General features: G+C 64.0%; 20 protein-coding genes. 11 read left to right on the top strand and 9 right to left on the bottom strand.

Going from position 1 to position 21,930, the window contains the following annotated elements; all coding sequences use genetic code 11:
• Positions 1-38 precede the first annotated feature (38 nt).
• The 3 genes from ABIB78_RS22730 to ABIB78_RS22740 form a co-directional block, all read right to left on the bottom strand.
• Positions 39-1,655, bottom strand: coding sequence for a phosphoenolpyruvate carboxykinase (locus ABIB78_RS22730; RefSeq protein WP_429028815.1), 1,617 nt, complete (start codon positions 1,653-1,655; stop codon positions 39-41).
• Between the two features lie 177 nt (positions 1,656-1,832).
• Positions 1,833-2,219 (bottom strand): hypothetical protein, encoded by a 387-nt coding sequence (locus ABIB78_RS22735; protein ID WP_429028817.1) that lies wholly within the window; start codon positions 2,217-2,219, stop codon positions 1,833-1,835.
• A 379-nt stretch (positions 2,220-2,598) separates the two neighbouring features.
• Complete coding sequence (locus ABIB78_RS22740) at positions 2,599-3,333, bottom strand: HugZ family protein (RefSeq protein ID WP_429028819.1); 735 nt, start codon at positions 3,331-3,333, stop codon at positions 2,599-2,601.
• A gap of 239 nt (positions 3,334-3,572) precedes the next feature.
• Here ABIB78_RS22740 and ABIB78_RS22745 point away from each other — a divergent pair, with 239 nt between their 5' ends.
• The 5 genes from ABIB78_RS22745 to ABIB78_RS22765 all read left to right on the top strand — a co-directional run bounded on the left by ABIB78_RS22745 (position 3,573) and on the right by ABIB78_RS22765 (position 7,569).
• On the top strand, positions 3,573-4,274 hold the full coding sequence (locus ABIB78_RS22745; RefSeq protein ID WP_016843287.1) for a response regulator transcription factor: 702 nt from the start codon (positions 3,573-3,575) through the stop codon (positions 4,272-4,274).
• A gap of 110 nt (positions 4,275-4,384) precedes the next feature.
• Positions 4,385-6,193: a stimulus-sensing domain-containing protein gene (locus ABIB78_RS22750; RefSeq protein ID WP_429028821.1), complete on the top strand. Its 1,809-nt coding sequence runs from the start codon at positions 4,385-4,387 to the stop codon at positions 6,191-6,193.
• The gene (locus ABIB78_RS22755; RefSeq protein ID WP_429028823.1) at positions 6,190-6,630 is read left to right on the top strand and encodes an HPr kinase/phosphorylase; all 441 of its coding nucleotides are present in this window, start codon (positions 6,190-6,192) and stop codon (positions 6,628-6,630) included. Before ABIB78_RS22750 ends, ABIB78_RS22755 begins: the two co-directional genes overlap by 4 nt.
• A gap of 214 nt (positions 6,631-6,844) precedes the next feature.
• Positions 6,845-7,246 carry a PTS sugar transporter subunit IIA gene (locus ABIB78_RS22760; RefSeq protein WP_021076632.1) on the top strand — a complete coding sequence of 134 codons (402 nt, stop codon included), beginning with the start codon at positions 6,845-6,847 and terminating at the stop codon, positions 7,244-7,246.
• Entirely contained in the window at positions 7,243-7,569 is a 327-nt protein-coding gene (locus tag ABIB78_RS22765; RefSeq protein WP_429028826.1) for an HPr family phosphocarrier protein, read from the top strand. Before ABIB78_RS22760 ends, ABIB78_RS22765 begins: the two co-directional genes overlap by 4 nt.
• A gap of 153 nt (positions 7,570-7,722) precedes the next feature.
• Here the strand turns inward: ABIB78_RS22765 and ABIB78_RS22770 are convergent, their stop codons facing one another.
• The 3 genes from ABIB78_RS22770 to ABIB78_RS22780 all read right to left on the bottom strand — a co-directional run bounded on the left by ABIB78_RS22770 (position 7,723) and on the right by ABIB78_RS22780 (position 10,410).
• Entirely contained in the window at positions 7,723-9,336 is a 1,614-nt protein-coding gene (locus tag ABIB78_RS22770; RefSeq protein ID WP_429028828.1) for a glycosyltransferase family 39 protein, read from the bottom strand.
• Between the two features lie 174 nt (positions 9,337-9,510).
• The gene (locus tag ABIB78_RS22775; protein WP_429028829.1) at positions 9,511-10,275 is read right to left on the bottom strand and encodes a M15 family metallopeptidase; all 765 of its coding nucleotides are present in this window, start codon (positions 10,273-10,275) and stop codon (positions 9,511-9,513) included.
• Complete coding sequence (locus tag ABIB78_RS22780) at positions 10,276-10,410, bottom strand: hypothetical protein (RefSeq protein WP_429028830.1); 135 nt, start codon at positions 10,408-10,410, stop codon at positions 10,276-10,278.
• A 118-nt stretch (positions 10,411-10,528) separates the two neighbouring features.
• Between ABIB78_RS22780 and lepA the strand changes: the two genes are divergently transcribed.
• The 4 genes from lepA (at position 10,529) to ABIB78_RS22800 (ending at position 15,592) form a co-directional block, all read left to right on the top strand.
• Positions 10,529-12,340 (top strand): translation elongation factor 4, encoded by a 1,812-nt coding sequence (lepA, locus tag ABIB78_RS22785; protein ID WP_429028831.1) that lies wholly within the window; start codon positions 10,529-10,531, stop codon positions 12,338-12,340.
• A 207-nt stretch (positions 12,341-12,547) separates the two neighbouring features.
• Positions 12,548-12,883 (top strand): hypothetical protein, encoded by a 336-nt coding sequence (locus ABIB78_RS22790; protein ID WP_429028832.1) that lies wholly within the window; start codon positions 12,548-12,550, stop codon positions 12,881-12,883.
• A gap of 151 nt (positions 12,884-13,034) precedes the next feature.
• Positions 13,035-14,261 carry an MFS transporter gene (locus ABIB78_RS22795; protein WP_429028833.1) on the top strand — a complete coding sequence of 409 codons (1,227 nt, stop codon included), beginning with the start codon at positions 13,035-13,037 and terminating at the stop codon, positions 14,259-14,261.
• Positions 14,262-14,419: 158 nt separating this feature from the next.
• Positions 14,420-15,592, top strand: coding sequence for an acyl-CoA dehydrogenase family protein (locus tag ABIB78_RS22800; RefSeq protein ID WP_429028834.1), 1,173 nt, complete (start codon positions 14,420-14,422; stop codon positions 15,590-15,592).
• A gap of 184 nt (positions 15,593-15,776) precedes the next feature.
• Here ABIB78_RS22800 and ABIB78_RS22805 read toward each other — a convergent pair whose 3' ends face one another.
• From ABIB78_RS22805 to ABIB78_RS22815, 3 genes are all read right to left on the bottom strand, one after another.
• Positions 15,777-16,085, bottom strand: coding sequence for a hypothetical protein (locus ABIB78_RS22805; RefSeq protein WP_429028835.1), 309 nt, complete (start codon positions 16,083-16,085; stop codon positions 15,777-15,779).
• A 46-nt stretch (positions 16,086-16,131) separates the two neighbouring features.
• Positions 16,132-17,634 carry an MmgE/PrpD family protein gene (locus ABIB78_RS22810; RefSeq protein ID WP_429028836.1) on the bottom strand — a complete coding sequence of 501 codons (1,503 nt, stop codon included), beginning with the start codon at positions 17,632-17,634 and terminating at the stop codon, positions 16,132-16,134.
• Positions 17,635-17,843: 209 nt separating this feature from the next.
• Positions 17,844-18,620, bottom strand: coding sequence for a hypothetical protein (locus tag ABIB78_RS22815; RefSeq protein WP_429028837.1), 777 nt, complete (start codon positions 18,618-18,620; stop codon positions 17,844-17,846).
• Positions 18,621-19,430: 810 nt separating this feature from the next.
• Here ABIB78_RS22815 and ABIB78_RS22820 point away from each other — a divergent pair.
• Together ABIB78_RS22820 and ABIB78_RS22825 are read left to right on the top strand one after the other, a co-directional pair.
• Positions 19,431-21,398, top strand: a complete 1,968-nt coding sequence (locus ABIB78_RS22820; protein ID WP_429028838.1) for a methyl-accepting chemotaxis protein — start codon at positions 19,431-19,433, stop codon at positions 21,396-21,398.
• Between the two features lie 70 nt (positions 21,399-21,468).
• A complete protein-coding gene (locus ABIB78_RS22825; protein WP_429028839.1) occupies positions 21,469-21,927 on the top strand; it encodes a DUF1801 domain-containing protein in 459 nt (152 codons plus the stop codon).
• Positions 21,928-21,930 lie beyond the last annotated feature (3 nt).

Below are 21,930 nucleotides of genomic sequence, written 5' to 3' on the forward strand. Positions count from 1 at the left end.
GAGGGCCGCCTTTTCAAATCGCGTGTCGCTTGCGCGAATTACTCGGCCGCCAGCTTCACTTCCGGCGCGGCGGCGCGGATTTCGGCGTCGACCTGCGCTTCGAACTTGGCAAAGTTCTTCTGGAACATGCCGACCAGCGCGCGCGCGGTCTTGTCGAACTCGGCCTTGTCGGCCCAGGTCTTGATCGGATCGAGGATGTGCGGCTCGACGCCCGGCAGCGAGGTCGGCACCGCGAAGCCGAAATACCTGTCGGTGCGGAAATCGGCATTACGCAGGCTGCCGTTCAGCGCCGCTGTGAGCAGCGCGCGCGTCGCCTTGATCGGCATGCGGCGGCCGGTGCCGTACTTGCCGCCGGTCCAGCCGGTGTTGACCAGCCAGCAATCGACATTGTGCTTGGCGATCAGCTCGCGCAGCATGTTGCCGTAGACCGACGGATCGCGCGGCAGGAACGGCGAGCCGAAGCAGGTCGAGAATTCCGGCTGCGGCTCGTTGCCGAGACCACGCTCGGTGCCGGCGACCTTCGCGGTGTAGCCGGACAGGAAGTGATACATCGCCTGCGCCGGCGTCAGCTTGGCGATCGGCGGCATCACGCCGAAGGCGTCGGCGGCGAGCATCACCACGTTCTTCGGATGCGGCGCGCAGCCGGTGCGCGAGGCGTTCGGGATGAAGTCGAGCGGATAGGCCGAGCGGGTGTTCTCGGTCTTCGAGCCGTCGTCGAAATCCGGAACGCGGTCGCGTTCACCGAGCACGACGTTTTCCAGCACCGCGCCGAAGCGCTTGCTGGCGGCATAGATTTCCGGCTCGGCTTCGCCCGACAGCTTGATGCACTTGGCGTAGCAGCCGCCCTCGAAATTGAAGACGCCGTCCTCGCTCCAGCCATGCTCGTCGTCACCGATCAGCGTGCGCTTGGGATCGGCCGACAGCGTGGTCTTGCCGGTGCCGGACAGGCCGAAGAAGATCGCGGTGTCGCCGTCGGGGCCGACATTGGCCGAGCAGTGCATCGGCATCACGCCCTTCTCGGGCAGGTAATAGTTCAGCGTGGTAAACACGCTCTTCTTCATCTCGCCGGCATATTGCGAGCCGCCGATCAGGACGATCTTGCGGGCGAAATCGATCGCGACCACGTTCTCCGACTTGCAGCCGTGACGTTTCGGATCGGCGCGGAAGCTCGGCAGGTCGATGATGGTGAGTTCCGGCACGAAGCTCGCGAGCTCCGACGCCTCGGGGCGAATGAGAAGCGTGCGGATGAACAGCGAGTGCCAGGCAAGCTCGGTGAAGACCCGCGTCTTGATCCGATGCTTCGGATCGGCGCCGCCATAGAGGTCCTGCGCGAACAGCGTCATGCCTTCGGCATGCTTGAGGAAGTCGGCATGAAGTGCCGCGAACTGCTCCGAGGTGATCGACTGATTGCCGGCCCACCACATGCTCTTGTCGGTCAGGCCGTCGCGGACCGTGAACTTGTCCTTCGGGCTGCGGCCGGTGAACACACCGGTGTCCGCGCAAAGCGCGCCGTCGGCGGACAGCACCGCTTCGCCATTGCGCAGCGAATGCTCGTAGAGCTGAGGCGCGCCATAGTTCCAATGCACGCCCTTGAGATTTTTTAAGCCGAATTTGTCGGCGCCGAAGGCACCGTTATGCACGCCCGTCTCTTGCACGAAGAACCTCCTCGAACCCGCGTATCCTTGTTCGCGCGAATGTCGCCAATCGCGCCTCGCCGCGGTGACCGTCATCAGAATATAGCCTCTCGGCCCCGGTCCGGCGACCTAATAGTGGGGATCGCCGGGCTTGCCAAGCCAGTCGAACGGCTTTTGGTTTATTCCGAGGCAGGCACATCATCTGATGCAAATACCGCAGCGCGAAACCCTTTCGCTTCGCTTTCGCTTTCCCGTTGTTTTCACAGCAGTCAGGCGACGTTTCGTCGCCTTTCCCGATGCGCACAGGGCGTTGCGATGCACAAAGAGTGCCAGCGATCGGCGCGCGCCCGCGGCAAGCAAAGCCCAGAATGCCGGGTATGCATTTCGCGCTGAGGGTGTGTCGTTGAGGGAAGCTGCCGCGAGTTGACGCAGCACTGCAGTGAGCATCTCGTCCGCAACCGTGTTGCACGCGGATAGCACCACATGGTCGGCGTTGAGCTGCAGGTCAGCAAATTCGATACAGTTCAACACGCCTTCGTCGAAGCTGAACGACTCCAATGCGCGACAACGGCGAATGTTCCGCAATGCCGCTCGCGTTCGCCGGCGATGAGATCGCCGACCGCAACGATCGATGGTAACGCAATCAGCCCAACCGCATCCGCGCGTCACCTCGGTTCGGGCATCGCGATAAGGCTAATCTCCTATGCAGCAGTGCTAGAAACTCTCGCACGCACATCGAGCCCACCGGGCGATGGCGTGACGCGCCGGCACGAAATGATCGCGCTGTCAGATACCCGGCAAGCAGCGAGCTGCGTGCGATTCGAGGACGCTTACGCCGCCTCGACAAACGCGCAGCGAGACCACAGCATGCGACACCATGCCTCGTCGGGCGCAGCACCGCCGTTCGGGCACGGCCGGTCGTCCTCCACCCTTTGCCCTATCCCTTGCTTGCCTATCTGTTGCCCTACCTCTTGGCGCGCGCCTCGCCGGCGAGCCGCACCAGCATCTTCCGCAGCTCGGTGCCGTTGGTGACGCGCTCGGGGAAATCGAGCCGCAGCGTGTCGCGGCCGGCCTGCATGTCCATGCCGTCGGGATCGCAGCCGGTGCAGAGCCAGTCGGCGCTTTCCGCGCCGAGCAGCCGCGTGGCGTAGAGATTCATCGCCTCGCGGTGATCCTCATTCATATGCGCTACCGCGCCCGGCTCGGCCTCCAGCAGGGCTTCGGCACCGCCGAGATCGGTCAGAAACTGCGCGGGCTTGAGGTCGACGATGCGGCCGAACCCGGCCACCAGATGGGCGCCGCTCGGCCGGACCACGAAGAACGAAAAATCCTTAAATTCTACAAAGACTTCCGACGCTGGATGGGCGCCAAGATAGCGCCGGCGGACGAGCTCCCGCTCGGCCTCTGCGACCTCCTCTGCGCGGCCGGCCAGCATGATCCGGGCGCCCTCCAGCGGATCACCCTCGGCGCGTTCGTCCAGCATCAGGGACACCCGGCGGTCGGCCAGGATGTTTCTGGTGTGCAGCGCCAGCCGGGAAATCAGCAGGATCGGCGAGCCGTCGGGGTGGCTGGCCAGATTGACCAGGGAGCAATAGGGATCGCCGGTACCGGCCATCAACGTGGCGAGCGCGCCCTGGCGGCTGCGGCGCAGCAGCGAGCGGGCAAGATGGGCAGGGTCGAAGCCGGCGGTCGGTTGCATGGGCCTATCGGGTCATTTTTGAGGGCGAATCGGGCCGGTTCCGCATGAAAAAGAGACTTCTCTCATGATCTCAAGGTGCTATATGGGGGTCCAACGCTAGGGTCGCAGAGCGTTTTTTGCGGAACTCGGTCACACTTCAGCCCAGCTTGCATTGCTCGTTGACCGCGTTCGAAGCCCATTTCTGCGGCGCGTCGCCAGAGTGCCCGCCGTCTAAGCCACTCTCATTGTGAAAGCAGATCATGCCCACAATCGCCCTGGTCGACGACGACCGCAACATTCTCACTTCGGTCTCGATCGCGCTCGAAGCCGAAGGCTACCGCATCATGACCTACACGGATGGTGCGTCGGCGCTGGATGGGTTTCGCACGTCGCCGCCCGATCTTGCGATCCTCGATATCAAGATGCCGCGCATGGACGGCATGGAAACGCTGCGCCGGCTGCGCCAGAAATCAGACCTGCCGGTGATCTTCCTCACCTCGAAGGATGAAGAGATCGACGAATTGTTCGGCCTGAAAATGGGCGCCGACGATTTCATCCGCAAGCCTTTCTCGCAGCGGCTGCTGGTCGAACGCGTCAAGGCCGTGCTCCGCCGCGGCCAGCCGAAGGATCCGACCGCCGCACCGAAGGAGCCGGACGCCCGTGCGCTCGACCGCGGCCTGCTGCGGATGGATCCGGAGCGCCACACCTGCACCTGGAAGAACGAGCCGGTGACGCTCACCGTGACCGAATTCCTGATCCTGCAGGCGCTCGCCACCCGCCCCGGCGTCGTGAAGAGCCGCAACGCGCTGATGGACGCCGCCTATGACGACCAGGTCTATGTCGACGACCGCACCATCGACAGCCACATCAAGCGGCTGCGCAAGAAGTTCAAGGTGGTCGACGACGACTTCGAGATGATCGAGACGCTGTACGGCGTCGGCTATCGCTTCAAGGAAGCCTGATCTGCGCTTCCCGGGCGGCTTGTTAACTGACAGGCTCCGCACGGCTGGGGTAAGCTCGGGCGACGGTCTGCTTCGCGGGACGACATCCATACCAACCGGCAGCTTTGCCAGTGCTTGATCGAACGCAGCTCGAGCAGGGACTGAACACCGAGGACGCGTCACAGCTCCTCGATCAAGAGGCCGTGGCTGACGACCTGGCGCAGGACAAAGGCTGGCGCCGTCCGCTCGGTTGGCTGCGCCGCGCCGGTCAGTTCTTCTTCGCGCTGTCGTTCTCGAGCCTGACGCGCCGCATCGTCTCGCTCAACCTTGCCGGCCTCGTCGCGCTGGTCGCAAGCATTCTTTATCTCTCGCAATTCCGCGCCGGCCTGATCGAAGCGCGGACCCAGAGCCTGCTGGTCTATGCCGAGATCATCTCGGAGGCGATCGCCGCCTCCGCGACCGTCGAAGGCAATACCGTCACCATCGATCCCGACCGGCTGCTCGACCTGAAGCCCGGCGAGAGTTTCGGCCAGCCGGATGAATCGGCCGATTTCCCGATCAATCCCGAGCGCGTCGCGCCGATCCTGCGCCGCCTGATCGCGCCGACCAAGACACGGGCCCGCATCTTCGATCGCGATGGCGGCCTGATCCTCGACAGCCGCAACCTGTTCGCGCGCGGCGACGTGCTTCGCATGGAGCTGCCGCCGCCGTCGGAAAAGCCGTCGCTGTATGAGAAGACCAAGGCCACGATCAAGACCTGGCTCAACCGCGGCGACCTGCCGATCTACCGAGAACTCGGCCCCGAAGGCGGCAAGGGCTATTCCGAAGTCGCGCAATCGCTCGAGGGCATGAAGGGCAGCGCGGTGCGCGTCACCGAGCGCGGCGCGATCATCGTGTCGGTTGCCGTCCCGGTGCAGCACTTCCGCGCCGTGCGCGGCGCATTGATGCTGACCACCCAGGGCGACGACATCGACCAGCTGGTGATGTCCGAGCGCCTCGCCATCCTCAAGATCGGCGGGGTCGCGTCCGCGGTCATGATCATGCTGTCGCTGTTGCTGGCGAGCACGATCGCAGGCCCGGTGCGGCGGCTCGCCGACGGCGCCGAACGCGTCCGGCACCGCATCCAGACCCGCGTCGAGATTCCCGACTTCACCGGGCGCCGCGATGAGATCGGCCATCTCTCCGGCGCGCTGCGCGACATGACGAACGCGCTCTACAGCCGCATCGAGGCGATCGAGATGTTCGCTGCCGATGTCGCCCATGAGCTGAAGAACCCGCTGACCTCGCTGCGCTCCGCGGTCGAGACGCTGCCATTGGCGCGCAACGAGAACAGCCGCGCGCGGCTGCTCGCCGTGATCGAGCATGACGTCAAGCGCCTCGACCGCCTGATCTCCGACATCTCCGACGCGAGCCGGCTCGATGCCGAATTGCAGCGGCAGGATATGGCACCGGTCGATCTGCGCCGCCTGCTGACGACGCTGACCAGCGTCGCCAACGAGACCCGGCTCGGCCACGACGTCGCCGTCGAAGCCCGCTTCGAGGGCCGCGGGCCGACCGATACGCTCTCGGTGCCCGGCCATGATTCCCGTCTCGGCCAGGTGATCTCGAACCTGCTGTCGAACGCGCAATCGTTCTCCAGGCCGGGCGACAAGGTGCGCATCGTCTGCCGCCGCAGCCGCGGCGAGGTCGAGATCGTGGTCGACGATGACGGGCCCGGCGTCGGCGAGGATGCGCTGGAGCGGATCTTCGAGCGCTTCTACACCGACCGGCCGCATCAGGGCTTTGGCCAGAATTCCGGCCTTGGGCTTTCGATCTCCAAGCAGATCATCGAAGCACATGGCGGACGCATCTGGGCCGAGAACCGTCCCGGCCCTGCGGACGAAGACGGCAAGCCCTCGGTCGCCGGCGCGCGCTTCGTGGTCAGGCTGCCGACGCTATGAACGACAATTCAAGCGTGCACGCGTCCGCCGTTCTGGTCGGCGAGCGTGCGGTGCTGATCCGCGGCCCGTCGGGCGCCGGCAAGTCGCGTCTGGCCTTCGATCTGATTCTCGCAGGGCGCACCGGAGCGCTCCCGCCGGCCATTTTGGTGGGGGATGACCGTGTCCATCTCGACACAGCCGGCGAACAATTGTGGGTACGCCCCGCACGGCAATTGGCCGGTCTGATCGAGATACGAGGCCTCGGAATCCGCCATTGTCCGTTCGCGGACGAGGCCGTGGTCGGCTTGATCGTCGATCTGGCCGCCGACGATGCCGGGCGGCTGCCACCGCCGGAAGCGCTCAAAACTCACCTTAATGGTGTTTCGATACCGCGAATCCCTGTGCCGGCCGGCTTCCAACCCCTGCCGCTGGTTGTCGCTGCGCTCACGACAACCTGAAAGTTCATGTTCCCGTAACCTTGGGGCCAATTGTGGGAAGGGAATTGGTAACCATATCACCTCCACTATCGCGTCGGATTTTGCCGGCGCAGCCTCCCCTCTCTACCGCCAGGAACCGGGAGACTAGCCGAGATGCCCTCTTGCGCAGGGCCTCTGGATGGTCAAAGTGGCGCGTTCGTGCGGTGCACCAAAGGGCGCCCGCGAGGAGTTTCCGATGATTGGTCTAGTGCTGGTGACCCATGGGCGCCTTGCCGACGAGTTCCGAGCAGCGCTCGAACACGTCATGGGTCCGCAGAAACAAATTGAAGCGATTACGATCGGAGCCGAGGACGATTCCGATCTCTGTCGAAGCGACATCATCGAAGCGGTGAATCGCGTCGATAGTGGCGACGGCGTCGCGATCCTCACCGACATGTTTGGCGGCACGCCGTCCAACCTCGCGATCTCCTGCATGAGCCGCCCGAAGGTGGAAGTGCTCGCGGGCATCAATCTTCCCATGCTGGTCAAGCTTGCCAAGGTTCGCGAGGAGCGTTCGCTGCCCGACGCGATCGCGATGGCGCAGGAAGCCGGCCGCAAATACGTCACCATCGCCAGCCGCGTTCTCGCAGGCAAATGAGCGACGAGGCCCCGGGCGAAAACCAAGCCGGCCCGGGCGTGCCAGCGGGCGCCATGTCCCGTGAACTGCTGATCGTCAACAAGCGCGGCCTGCATGCGCGGGCATCGGCCAAATTCGTCCAGCTGGTCGAACGCTTCAACGCCGAGATCTGGGTGACGCGCGGCAGCGAGACCGTCGGCGGCACCTCGATCATGGGCCTGATGATGCTGGCCGCAGGGCCCGGCACCACGGTGGTGGTCTCCGCGAAGGGCGCCGAGGCGCAGCAGGCGCTGGACGCCATTGCCGAACTCGTCGCCAGCAAGTTCAACGAGGAAGGCACGTAAGGGGTCGAGACGAGCGTAGCTCGCTCTTAGAGGGCTGGGGTGAGGGGCTCCAACCGCCACGGCGGTCTACGGATAGACCTGTACCCCCTCACCCGAAATTCGAGCGCGCTCGAATTTCGACCTCTCCCCGCAGCGGGGCGAGGTAAGAGGAAGCTACTTCGCCGGCGGCACCAGGTAGACCTTCCACACAGTCGACGGACCGGGATGGCCGTTGAAGAACCGCATGGTGGTCATCACCAGCGGCTCGGCATCCTTGGCATGCTCCGCCATCCATGCCTCGCATGGCTGCAGGAACACCGGATCGGTGGTGTCGCAGACGCCGATGAAGCCAAGACGCTTGGCTTCGTCGAGCGACGTCAGCCCCGACGACCACGCTTCGCCCGGCACGAGCGACGCCGGATGATCCGGACTGTAGAACGTCATCGGCTCGCCGATGTCGGAGCGTGCGACGACCACGGCCCAGCGCGAATGGAATTTGGCCTGCCAGGTCTGGGTGAGCTCGCGCGCCAATTCAGACCGCGCGGCGTAGGTCGAGCCGCCGACATGATTGGACGCGATCTCCTGCGTGGCGATGCTGGGCGCGGCGATCAGCGTGACCATCGTGGCCACGAACCAGACCGCCGTGATCGAGAACAGCGCCATGCGCGGGAAGCGAAGCGAGGGGATCGCAACCAGCGCAAGCGGCACCAGGAAGAACAGCGGGATGCCCCAATCGGTCTTGATATAGACGGAGAACGCCAGGGCGCCGAGCGGCGGTCCGATCGCGACGATCAGCTGGATGATCCAGATGTTGAGCGCCTGCGGAAGGTTGACGGCCGGATTGGGTCCGCGCGACCAGATCCGCGCCAGCACGTCCGATGGCCGCCACGGCACCGATCCCAACAGCAGCGCCACCAGGCCCAGCACGGTCGGAATCGCGAGCAGCCCAATATTGTGCACGATATAGCCGATCACCAACTGAACGTTGAGCTCGCGGCTCGACAGCGCGTAGACGTCGCCGGCATAGGTGAACGGCACGAAGTCCACCTCCTCCAGCCACACCAGATGCGGAATCATCGCCACGACCATCGTGCCAATCGCAACCCATGGCGCCGGCGAGCGCAGGAATTGCATCCGCTGCGGATGGATCAGCGCGGCAAGCCCGACGGCGCCGATCATTGTCACCACCCAGTACTTGGTCATCAGTGCCAGCATGCCGGCAAAGCCGAGCCAGAGACCCGATTTGAAGCTGCGCTTCTCGAACGCGTTCAGATAGGCCAGCACCAAGAGCGGCAGCGGCACCAGCTGCGCGAGGTCGGCGTTGTATTTGAAGCCCTTGAAATTGAAGATCGGGTAGAGCGCGAGCATCACCACCATGAAGAACGCACGGCGGCGGTCGACGACGCGCAGCGCGATCAACCAGCACACCACCAGCGCGAAGCTGACCGTCGCCATCGCGAGCGCATAGGTCGACCAGTTGGTGACGGGGAAAATCCTGAACCAGACCCCGGCGATCCAGCCCGACAGCGGCGGATGCTTGCCATAGCCGAGCAGGAAGCGCTGGCCCCAGGCATAGGCCTCCGCGACATCCATATGGACGTCCTGCGCGGCCTTCAGCTTGACCAGGATCAGCGTCCACAGCACCGCATGAACCAGTGCGAAGCCGATCACCAGCCACAGGCTGGTCTTGGGCTCGGTGGCGCGCGAGGCAATCCAGGCGGCGATCCGCCGGATCGTCAGCCTGCGGCTGGAGCGCCGGGCGGCGGGAAGAGTGGGGGCGGTCGACATGGCCTGTGCCTGAGGCATGACCCGGAAACGTGGAAAGCGGTTTCCCGGAAGCATCATGCCGAATGGAAGCGGAAGGGGCGATGAGTGAGTGCTCACCAGCATCTCACCGCGCTTTAGCGCGTTTTTGTGGCCAGTGAAATCAGCTTGGCGTGAGAACGCCTCAAGCCGGCCGATTCACTTTTCGAGAAGCTCCGGCCGGTACTCGAAATGCATGGTATCGTAGTGATACCACTTGCCGCCCCAGATGAAGCCGTGGCGCTCGAAGATGTCGACGATCTTCCGCGGCATCCGATTCTTGTAGGGGATGGTTTTGCCCTTGCCCGCCCACAGCCAGTAATCCGAAACCTTCAGGTTGAGGTCGATGGCAGCGGCGTAGCCATGCATGCTCATCCGGCCCGTATCGGCGACGGCGCGACATGACAGCACACCCGCGATCGGAAAGGCCGCGGCACGCAGCGCCGGATCGAGCGCGTCGATCTCGGCCGAGACTTGCTTGAGCCGCTCGGCCACGCCGTTGACCCGCGTGACCTGAACCGGCTTGCCCCAGGACCGCGGCAGCCAGGTGATCGTCACCAGGTTCCGCCTGACCTCGGCCGTATGGCAGTCACCATACATCTTCTTGAAGAAGGCCTCGTTGCGGAAGCGGCCGGGATCGACATTCGGCGCCGGCGCCGCCGATGCTCCGGACGGATAGGGCTGCCGCAGCTGATCGAGGATCGACGCATCGCGCAGCATTTGGTCGAACGGCTTGCCGGAGACGCCGTCGTCGACCGGCATCACCGTGCCGTCGCGCCAGGTGATCGTGTTGTCGTCGTGCCCGGACAGCGCATCGGGATAGGCGCGCACCAGGCGGTCGAGCATCTCGCCTCTGCTTTCGGCATGCGCAAGCGGTGTCAGCGCGAAGAAGGCAACAATGCAGGCCGTCCCGCGCGCGGCCATTCAGCGGTTTCCGGCCTGATCGATCAGCGCGACATTGGCCTCCTCGATCGCGTTCAGTTTCGGATTCCAGCTGTTCGGCGCATCCTTGGGGAAGCGCGAAAACGATTTTCTAGCCGCCAGACCTAGCAGAAACATGCCCGAAAATCGATCACGGCAGCCCTAGCTGAAACGCCCCGGTGATTCGCCGTCACATCCCTGCAAAATACCGCAATATGGTTGCCCGCGCGGGGGTGCGGATGCTATCCCGCGCCCCATGACAGCTGCCCCGATTTCGAACATCCGCAACTTCTCCATCGTCGCCCATATCGACCATGGCAAGTCGACCCTCGCCGACCGCCTGATCCAGATGACGGGCGGCCTGACGGATCGCGAAATGGCGGGCAAGGAGCAGGTGCTCGATTCGATGGATATCGAGCGCGAGCGCGGCATCACCATCAAGGCGCAGACCGTTCGGCTGAACTACCACGCCAAGGACGGCAAGGATTACATCTTCAACCTGATGGACACGCCCGGCCATGTCGACTTCGCCTACGAGGTCTCGCGGTCGCTGGCGGCCTGCGAGGGTTCCCTGCTCGTGGTCGACGCCAGCCAGGGCGTCGAGGCGCAGACCCTCGCCAACGTCTACCATGCGCTCGATGCTGGTCACGAGATCGTGCCGGTCCTGAACAAGGTCGACCTGCCCGCGGCCGAGCCCGAGAAGGTCAAGCAGCAGATCGAGGACGTGATCGGCATCGACGCCTCCGACGCCGTGATGATCTCGGCCAAGACCGGCCTCGGCGTCCCCGATGTGCTGGAGGCCGTTGTCACCCGCCTGCCGCCGCCAAAGGGCGACCACAACGCGACCTTGAAGGCGCTCTTGGTCGACAGCTGGTACGACGTCTATCTCGGCGTGGTTGTCTTGATCCGCGTCGTCGACGGCGTGATGAAGAAGGGTAGCCGCATCCGCATGATGGGCACCGGTGCGGCCTACGACGTCGAGCGCGTCGGTTTCTTCACCCCGAAGATGCAGCAGGTCGAGGAGCTCGGCCCCGGCGAGATCGGCTTCATCACCGCGGCGATCAAGGAAGTCGCCGACACCCGCGTCGGCGACACCATCACCGACGACAAGAAGCCGATCAGCGAAATGCTGCCGGGCTTCAAGCCGGCGATTCCGGTCGTGTTCTGCGGCCTGTTCCCGGTCGACGCCAACGACTTCGAAACGCTCCGCGCCGCGATGGGCAAGCTGCGGCTCAACGATGCCAGCTTCTCCTACGAGATGGAAACCTCGGCCGCGCTCGGCTTCGGCTTCCGCTGCGGCTTCCTCGGGCTGTTGCACCTGGAGATCATCCAGGAGCGGCTGTCGCGCGAGTTCGACCTCAATTTGATCGCGACCGCGCCGAGCGTGATCTACAAGATGAAGCTGACCGACGGCACCGAGCTTGAGATCCACAACCCGGTCGACATGCCGGACGTGGTCAAGATCGCCGAGATCGAGGAGCCGTGGATCGAGGCCACCATCCTGACGCCCGACGAATATCTCGGCAGCGTGCTGAAGCTGTGCCAGGACCGCCGCGGCGCGCAGAAGGAGCTCACTTATGTCGGCTCCCGCGCGATGGTGAAATACGACCTGCCGCTCAACGAGGTGGTGTTCGATTTCTACGATCGCCTGAAGTCGGTCTCCAAGGGCTATGCCTCGTTCGACTATCATCTGACCGACTACAAGCCGGCCGACCTGGTCAAGATGCAGATCCTGGTCAACGCCGAGCCGGTCGACGCGCTGTCGATGCTGGTGCATCGGACCCGCGCCGAGGGCCGCGGCCGCGCCATGGTCGAGAAGATGAAGGAACTGATCCCGCCGCACATGTTCCAGATCCCGATCCAGGCGGCGATCGGCGGCAAGGTGATCGCGCGCGAAACCGTCCGCGCGCTGCGCAAGGACGTCACCGCGAAGTGCTACGGCGGCGACATCACGCGCAAGCGGAAACTTCTGGAGAAGCAGAAGGAAGGCAAGAAGAAGATGCGGCAGTTCGGCAAGGTCGACATTCCGCAGGAAGCCTTCATCGCCGCGCTCAAGGTGGACAGCTGAGGCGCCGACGCGGATTGTCGCCAGCTTGACGACAACCTCGCCAGCCCGGTCCCAATCGAAAATCTCGAAAACAACCCCATGCAAAGTAGCCGGAGGTGGATAGCTGACGCGCTGCCGCTGGCCCACTTGTTGCCCATTCTTGTCCCAGCAACAAAACGCACCATGATTTGAATCGCCACGACGCGGCGGCCCGACTAAGCTTCGATCATGTTGCGCATCCTGTCCTTCTCGATCGTCATCCTCGCCCTGCTGCAGCCGGACCTGAGCGCGGCCGCCTCCTCGAAAAAGCGGCACGGCAGCACCCGCTGGCATGGCTATGGCTTCCTGCCCGGCTACCGCCAGCCGCCCAACGAGACCATTCCGGTGCTAGGCCCGCGCGGCGCCGCCCGCGGCTACCCGGACTACTCGCCGGAATATTGGTATGGTGGGGATTGGCACTATTTCGGCCGGCCCGGATTCCATGGCGGCGGGCGCTACAACGGTGGCAGCTACGGCCCGTGCTGGAGCTGGACGCCGATCGGGCGGGCCTGGAATTGCGGGTAGCCGCGCGTCGCTGCGACATCTTGCGCATGCAACGCACGATCCGCTGATCCCGGAATGAGAGGCATGTTGCCCGTCATATTGCCCCCGGACCTCGGATAGGCCACGATCCTCCCTGCGCGCACCACAACAAACAACAGCGCAGAGGAAACGCATGAGCAAGGACGCTCGGTTCGACTATGGCTGGGTCGTCGTCGGCGCGGGCGCGCTGATGACTTGCGTCGGCTTCGGCACGATGCTGTCGCTCGCGGTGTTTCTGCAGCCGATCTCGGATGCGATGGGCTGGTCGCGCGCTGGCGTGTCGGCGGCCGCGACGCTGGATTTCCTCTGCATGGGTTTTGCGGCGTTTGCCTGGGGCGCGCTGTCCGACCGGTTCGGCACCCGCATCGTGGTGCTCGCCGGCAGCTTGCTGCTCGGGCTCGGACTGGTGACGGCAAGCCAGGCGCAAAGCCTGTGGCAATTCCAGCTGTGCTTCGGTGTCCTGATCGGGATCGCCGCCGGCAGCTTCTATGCGCCGATGATGGCGCTTGCGAGCGCCTGGATCGACAAGCATCGCAGCCTCGCCGTCGCATTGGTGTCGGCCGGCATGGGCGTGTCGCCGCTGACGGTCGCGCCATCCGCGAGCTGGCTGATCACAGCCTATGACTGGCGCTTCGCGATGCTCGTCATCGGCATCGCCGCGTGGGCGCTGTTGATCCCCGCATCGTTCCTGGTGCGCCCGGCGCCGCAGGGAACGACCGTCGCGATGCCAACGGCTGCGAACGCGCCGCAAGCGGAATGGACCGTGGCGCAGGCGCTGCGCACGCCGCAATTCATCACGCTGGCATTGGCCCATTTCGCCTGCTGCGCAGCGCATTCGGGGCCGATCTTCCACATGGTGTCGTACGCCATGGTCTGCGGCATCGCGCCGTTGACCGCGGTCACGGTCTACAGCCTCGCCGGCTTCTCCGGGCTCGGCGGCCGGCTGCTGCTCGGCGTGCTCGCCGACCGGCTCGGCGCCAAGCCGGTCCTGGTCGGCGGCCTGCTGGTGCAGGCGGTGTCGATCGCGACCTATCTTGCGGTGGCGCAGCTCGGCGAGTTCTACGCGCTGTCGGTCGTGTTCGGGCTCGCCTATGGCGGCGTGATGCCGCTCTATGCCGTGCTGGTGCGCGAGTTCTTCGGCGCGCGCATCATGGGCACGGTGTTCGGGGCGGTGTCGGCTTTCGCAAGCCTCGGCATGGCGCTCGGGCCATGGGCCGGCGGTTACGTGTTCGATACGTTCCACGGCTATACGTGGCTGCACGCCGGTTCCTTCGCGATCGGCCTTGCCGCCGTCGCGGTGGCGCTGAGTTTTTCGACCAAGCGCCAGCCATCGTTCGATCTCGGCCGCGCCGCGGCCTGAGCGCCGGCTGCATTCGCCAAACTCTCGCGCTCGCGCATCGGCGCCGGGAACGGATAGCTGATCTGCGACCGCGCCATCCCGCCTTGCCCTCCGTTTTGGGATGGGCCACCATCGTTTGACCCGCCCAACAACAACGTCAGAAGGGGCCGAGGAAACGCATGAACAAGCCGCAGGGATTCGACCTTGTCGAGCGGGCGCGCGCGCTGGCGCCGCTGATCATAGCTGAAGCCGACGAGATCGAGCGGACGCGGCGGCTGACGCCGGCCGTCACCGCGGCCCTCGTCGAGAACGGGCTGTATCGCGCGCTGCTGCCGAAGCGCTTCGGCGGCGCCGAGGCGACGCTGGACGCGTTCATGCAGATGCAGGAGGAGATCGCCAAGGCCGATGCATCGACCGCCTGGTGCCTCGGCCAGTGCGGCGTCTGCGCCATGACCGCGGCCTATCTCGAGCCCGACGCCGCCAACGCGATTTTCAACACCGCGCCTGGCATTCTGGCCTGGGGCGCGATCGCCCATGAGGTCCGCGCCGAGCCCGGCGGCTACCGCGCCAATGCGCGTTGGGACTTTGCCTCGGGCTCGCGGCAGGCGAGCTGGCTCGGCGCCCATGTCCGCGTCGTCGAAGCCGACGGTTCACAACGCAAGAAAGCCGACGGCTCGCCGGAGATCCGCACCATCCTGTTCCCGACGTCGCAGGCTGTGATGTACGACGTCTGGGACGTGATCGGCCTGAAAGGCACCGGCACCGATTCCTACTCGGTCGACAACCTCTTCATATCAGAGAAATTCGCCGCGTTGCGCGACGATCCCGCCGCGTGCCGCGAGCCGGGGCCGCTCTACAAGCTCTCCACCAACATGGTGTTCAGCATGGGCTTTGCCGCCACCGCGCTCGGCGTCGCTCGCGCCATGCTGGATGCGGCGACCGAGCTTGCCCGCGGCAAGACCCCGCAAGGGTTGAAGGCGATGCGCGACAATAATGCCGTGCAGGGCCAGATCGGCCGCACCGAGGCGAGCCTGCGCGCCGCGCGCGCCTATCTCTACACGACGGCGGACGAGGTCTGGCGCGACCTGTCGCGCGGCGATCCCCTCACCGAGGCGCATCGCGTCGCGATCCGCATCGCCTCGACCTGGACCATCCACCAGTCGGCCGCCGTGGTCGACATCGCCTACCACATGTCGGGCGCAACGGCGGTGTTTGCGAAGAATCCGTTCGAGCGGCGGTTTCGCGACATGCATGCGATCGCGCAGCAGATCCAGGCCCGCGACACCCAGTATGAGGATGCCGGCAAGGCGATCCTGGCGGGAAATCTCGGCGCTCCGCCGACGGCGCGCTAAGGCGCGATGAAGTCAGATTGAACTGGGCGCGTACTCATAAATCCCATGTCGGCTCTACACCCTAAAACCGGACATCGCCGGGTAAACACGGCATGTCGGTTTTGGGCCAACTCCGGACTCATGCACCGCAACATGACCGGTACAAAAGGAAGGACAGCCTGGAGCGCAGGGGCGCTATTTTTCGTTACGCGGGGGCGGTCTCGGCGACGATCTCAAGCGGCAGCACCTCGACCGAACCGCCTGCGGCCGCGCGGGTCTGCTCGTTATAGCGCTTGAACCAGTCGCGGCTTTGCAGCGCCTTGACTGCGGCGTCGTCCGTTGGCGTCGCAAGGTGCATATATTCGTCGCTGTCGCGCACCTTCATGCACCGGTAGGAGATCCGTCCGCGCAATTCCGGATCGGCCTCGATATGCGCGATGAAGCGCTTGATGTCCTCGTGCCAAGCTTCGGCGGTAGCGGTCGTGCGGCGGTAACGGATCAGGAACTGCTTCATCTCATACCTCTCACAATCTCGGCGCCGGCGTTCGGCTATTGAGGGTTCACAGTGGATTTTGCTTGCCGCTTCCACGGAGGGCTTGGGTCAATTCTCGGATATCCTTTAGCTCTTCGAGACCATCAACGAGTGACATGACACGTTCGGCTCCGACCTTACCAACCACGGGTACGGCAAGGTTTGAGAACTTGCGTTCGAGCGACGATCGCGAAAGCGGCCGTTCCGGGTCGCCTTCGGGAACGTCTACGGTCTCGCGCAAGGTCTGGCCATCTGCAAATACAATCTCGACACTCGCGCCACGCCCCCTGGGGAGCCTGGCGACAAGTGCCTCTCCCGGCTTCACCGACGTCTTTTCCACCAGCGCCATCACGTCTTGCGCCCGCCACCGATCCCTCTCGAATTGAGCAACTGTCACGTCGCCGTCGAGGAGTGCCATGGCAAGGCAGACCGGAAGGCTATGATCCGCAGTACCCTTGGTCTGTGGCTTGAATTTTGCGGGATCCGCGACGCGCTCGATGGTTCCGGGATAGGTCTCGACCGTGATGGACCTGATCTCTCGTGTGCGGTCGTTGATCTTTGCGGAGAGCAAGGCACCGGCTTCTGCCACGGCTTGCAACTCGATTTGAACGGGAAAGCGTTTGAATGCCACCCGTGGCAACCGGTATCGTTCAGCATCAAGATCGACCGTAATCCCCTCTTTGACTGGCTTCATTTTCGACGCAAGCCATTCCAGCGTGCCCGATGGGCCGGTGAATCCCTGCGCGGCGAGCCGGGCTGCGAAAACGCCATCCACTGCGGTGGCAGCGAGCCCCATGGCCTTCATCATGCTGATAGCGCCGCTATTGACGACAAAGCTCGTGAACCCACGCGCTCCTGAAATTCCAACCGCGTTTGCGATGGCTTCGCTGGGAAGCCCCCAAATCTTGCCGGCGATCAGGGGGATACCGTAGGCAGCCGCACACAATGGGTGGAAACCACGCTCAACGAACGAGATGGCGTCATTGACACGCATGCTGGCCTCATATCCGACGACCAATGCCTCGATGAAGTCTCGGCCGCTTCGTCCGTTCTCCTCGCAAAGCGCAATGGCCGTCGGAATCACTTCGCTCGGGTGAAGTGGCTCGGTACCGATGTAGGTATCGTTCAGGTCGAGAGAGCGAACAAGAACACCGTTGACGAACAGTGCGCCTTCCGCGGTGGCGGGCCGCGGATAGCCTATGATGGTGGCTGTACTTCCGTCTCCGAAAGTCTTGCGAATTGTCGTCTCAGCTATATTTGCGGGCTCACCCCCTACCGAACCGAATGCGCATCCTAGCGTGTCAAGAAGCACCCGCTTGGCTGCTGCCCTGACTTCCGCTGGAAGGCCTTCATATTTGATGGACAGTGCAAAGTCGGCGAACTTCTGCTCAAGGGTCGGTTTTTGCCGATCTCCCTCGCCGGTGGCACGGGCTGCATCGATCAAACGATAGCCGTCGGACCGAACGCTTCCCAAGAGGATGCTGGCGGAAACACCAACTGCAGTTCGTGCCAGAAAGTCGCGACGTTTCATCAATGCCTCCATTATAAATTTCGCTGCAACAGCAGCGAGCAGGATGCACGGCTTAACGCGAATAAGGGCGGCGGAACGGCGAAACCAAAAACGGATTCAGGTCCTTGGCAATCTCGTCGAGTATGAGCAAGAGCTATGGCGTTAGGAAGCTCAAAATGTCGGCTCCGGGTCAGACTCGGAGGTCGGGCCGTCCACCTGCCCAGTCTGCTTTACCCCAGCGAACGGACATTCCAAGGATGGCTGCCTTGCTTTATCATTGCCGCGCTCTGCCAAGCCCTCATGAGTTGCACTAACTCCTCTGGTCGCAAGCCGTAAGTGCCAGACAACTGCCCATCACGCCCGCCCGCACAGTAAGCATTTATTCTGGACCAAATATTTTGATCCGGCTTCGTCGTCCTGAAAACAACGCTGGCATTGCCCCTATACTGGAAAATGTCGAAGTCGCTTACTTCGCTCCATTGGTATCGTCGTCGAAAGAGGCCAAAGAACTCAAAGCCGTCTGCATCCAGACGTAGTGAGTGATGTCGAAGCAATCGCACTGCTTTGGCAGTGCATAGTCCAAAGAAGCATGCGCCGAGTGCCGATATTGCTAAGCCTATACCGGCTCCGGTTTGGCCGGCCCTCACGCCAAGGACGGCCAGCACACCAACAAAGATAGAGGCGGCGGTCATGCCAACGCCCAGCACGGTCACTAACCACCATTTGGCACGCGACCCATTCAGAGTAACGGCGGCAGGAAATTTGCCGAGCAAATCTTCGCCCTGAGGGCTGAGCGGAGCAATGCTCGCATCACGGCTGCGAAAAGCAGCCGCTCGAGACCGCAAGACTATGATGACAAGACACACACCCAAACAGACTAGGCTTGCGGCTGTCCCAAGCCAGAATGATTCATGAAACAAGCGCCCAACGCCAACTTTCAAAAATCCGATGAACAGTGTTGCAGCGATCACTGCGACCAGAAGCATGAGTAAGCGGATAATCTTCATGTTCGCCGAACAATATGGGACATCACAAACATCGTCAGCCGACGTATTCGCATCATTTGTAGACTAGCACGCCCGAAGTAACCGCGCACGCATAGCGTGTGTCGAGTGTTAACAGTCCGTTGGTAGCGTAGGCTGATGGACTGTGTGGCACCAATCAATCGATTTACCGTGCCGTTGACGCAACAGAGCCTTATCCAACAGCATTAGAGATCAGATGGACCCGCCGCAGTGAGGAAGTCCGCTCCGGGTCATTCTCGACCGATTTCAACGCGGCTTCGCGATGTCAGCTTATTCTCCGGAAGCGGACCGCTGGCGTTCATGAGGACGCGCCCTAACGACAGCGAGGACGCTGCGCTCCCTCTCCCGCTTGCGGGCTGGGGTTGGGGTATCGCCGCGAATCCCATCGTGGAGAGAGCCCCCACCCGCCGCAAGCGCAGGGCTATCGCATATGTGCTCGATCCCTCCACAAGCTCGTCATGCCCGGCCTTGTGCCGGGCATCCACGTCTTGGTGCAACATGACGAAAGACGTGGATGGCCGGGACAAGCCCGGCCATGACGACATTGCGGTTGGCAACTTCAGAATACTGCCGAAGGGCCATATGCGATTCCCCTGCCCGCAAGCGGGAAAGGTGAAGCGAGTCCACGGTCCGACTGATGCAACCAAACCTCATCTCGACTTAGCCGCACAGTACGAAAGTCGCACCGCCTGCAATGGTCGCGGTACGAATACCGGCAGCAACGACATCCGGTTGTTAAGCTTTTTCTGCGACCTTGCGGACGGCGCTAATGCCTGGAGTTCCGCTGGTCCCATGTTCACGCTTCGATCGATTGCCGCCCGCCTGATCCTGGCGATTTCACTGACGGTTGCAGTCGCCTGCGCCATCCTCGGCGGCTTCTCCATCAGCCAGCAGCGCGCGCTGACCCGGCTAGCGCTCGATCAGCAGCTCAAGCTGCAATATGACAGCGTGATTGCAGCCATCGACTACGAGGGGCGCGCCGCGCTTGCGGTCTCGGCGGTGATTGCCGCCTTGCCGCCGGTCGAGGACGCCATCGCCAAGGGTGACCGCGACGGCCTCGGCAAGCTGCTCGGCGCCCCCTGGGCGGCGATGAAGGCGCAGGGCATCCCGCTGATCTCGTTCTGGCAGGCGCCGGCCGTTGGCTTCTACCGGGTCCACGCGCCGAAGGTTTTCGGCGACGACGCCTCCGCGCGGCGCACGACGGTGGTGGAATCGATCAAGACCGGCAAGCCGATCGTCGGCGTCGAGCCCGGCCGCGAGGCGCTTTCGATCTTCGGCATGACCCCGATCGTGCACGACGGCAAGACGCTGGCCAATGTCGACGTCGGCGCCGCCTTCGGCAAGGAATTCGTCGACCGCGCCAAGAAGCGCTTCGGCATCGACCTCGCCGTGCATTCCTTCGACGGCCAGAGCTTCAGGCGTCTGTCCTCGACCTTCGGCGACACCGTGGTCGCGACCCAGGACGAGCTCAAGAGCGTGATGAACGGCGCGGCGCTGCTGCGCGACGCAACGCTCGACGGCCATGCCATGGAGCTCTATCTCGGGCAGATCAAAAACTATGCCGGCGAACCGGTCGCCGTGCTCGAGATCATCAAGGACACCCGCGACTATGAAGCCGCCGCCGCGAGCGCGCAGCGCAATCTGATCCTTGGCGTGGTCGCGATCCTTACCACTGCGGTGCTGCTCGCGTTCCTGCTCGGCCGCGGCCTGTCGCGGCCACTTACCGCGATCACCGCGGTCATGAACCGCCTGTCCAGCGGTGACACCGGCGTCACGATTCCCGGCAGCGAGCGCCGCGACGAACTCGGCACGATGGCCAAGGCGGTCGACGTGTTCCGCCGCAGCATGATCGAAACCTCTTCGTTGCGCGACGCGCAGGAGGCCGACAAGGTGAAGGCGGAAGCCGACCGGCAGGCGCTGCAGCGGCAGATGGCCGACCGCTTCGAATCCGACGTCAAGGGCATGGTCGCCGCCGTCGCACGGTCGTCGAGCGACATGCAGCGCGTCGCCAACGAGATCACGGCCAGCGTCAACGGCGCCTCCGAACGGACCTCGGCGGCAGCCGCCGCGTCCGAGGAAGCCTCGGCCAGCGTCAATGCGGTCGCAGCCGCCACCGAAGAGCTGGCCTCCTCGATCACCGAGATCGGCCGCCAGGTCACCCATTCCAGCCGCGTCGCCGACAACGCCGTGGTCAAGGCCAGGGAGACCACCGAGATGGTGACGAGCCTCGCCGCATCCGCGGAGAAGATCGGCGACGTGCTGCGCCTGATCAGCGCGATCGCCAGCCAGACCAATCTGCTGGCGCTCAACGCCACCATCGAGGCCGCGCGCGCCGGCGAGGCTGGCCGCGGCTTTGCCGTGGTCGCCGCCGAGGTGAAGGAACTGGCGAGCCAGACCGCGAAGGCGACCGATGAGATCGCCGGCCAGGTCGGCGCGATCCAGTCGGCCACCGGCAATTGCGTCAGCGCGATCGGCGACATCAGCGGCACCATCCGCGAGATCTCGGGGATAGCAACCGCAATCGCGGCCGCCGTCGAGCAGCAGGATTCGGCGACGAGGGAGATCGCCCGCAGCGTGCAGCAGGCGTCCGCCGGGACCGGCGAAGTCTCCGCCAATGTCGCGGGTGCGAGCGAGGCTGCAGGCCAGTCGCGCGCCCTCACCGGCAATGTGCTGGATACTTCGAGCCAACTCGGCGATCACGCCTCCGCGCTGTCGCACAGCGTCGACACGTTCCTTGCCGGACTGCGCAACGCGGCCTGAGCGGCGGGCTATGTGACCTTCAAGGCGTTGTGGTAGATAGACGCGATACGTTCTCCTCGCGGAGCCCTCCATGCGCAAGCCGGCGGCATCGACCAGCAAGACGGCACGACGACCGCAAGCGAAAGCGGGAGATGCGCTGTTCGACGCTTACCCTGCCCCCGTCAAAGCCAAGCTGCTGGCGCTGCGGCGCCTGATCTTCGACACCGCGAAGGCAACCAAGGGCGTCGGCGCGCTGGAAGAGACGCTGAAATGGGGGCAGCCGAGCTATCTCACGCCGGAGACCGGCAGCGGCAGCACGGTCCGGATCGATCAGGCGAAACCGGCCGCCGACCAGGTCGCGATCTATTTCCACTGCCAGACCAATCTGGTCGAGACCTTCCGCGAGCTCTATCCCGAACTCCGCTATAGCGGCAACCGCGCGATCCTGCTCGACGTCACGGGCAAGCTTCCGGAGCCCGCGCTGCGCCATTGCGTTGCGCTGGCGCTGACCTATCACCTGAAGAAGCGGACGACGGGCAGCAGGGCCTAGCTC

The sequence above is a fragment of the Bradyrhizobium sp. I1.14.4 genome, from assembly GCF_050435825.1.
Lineage (GTDB): Bacteria > Pseudomonadota > Alphaproteobacteria > Rhizobiales > Xanthobacteraceae > Bradyrhizobium.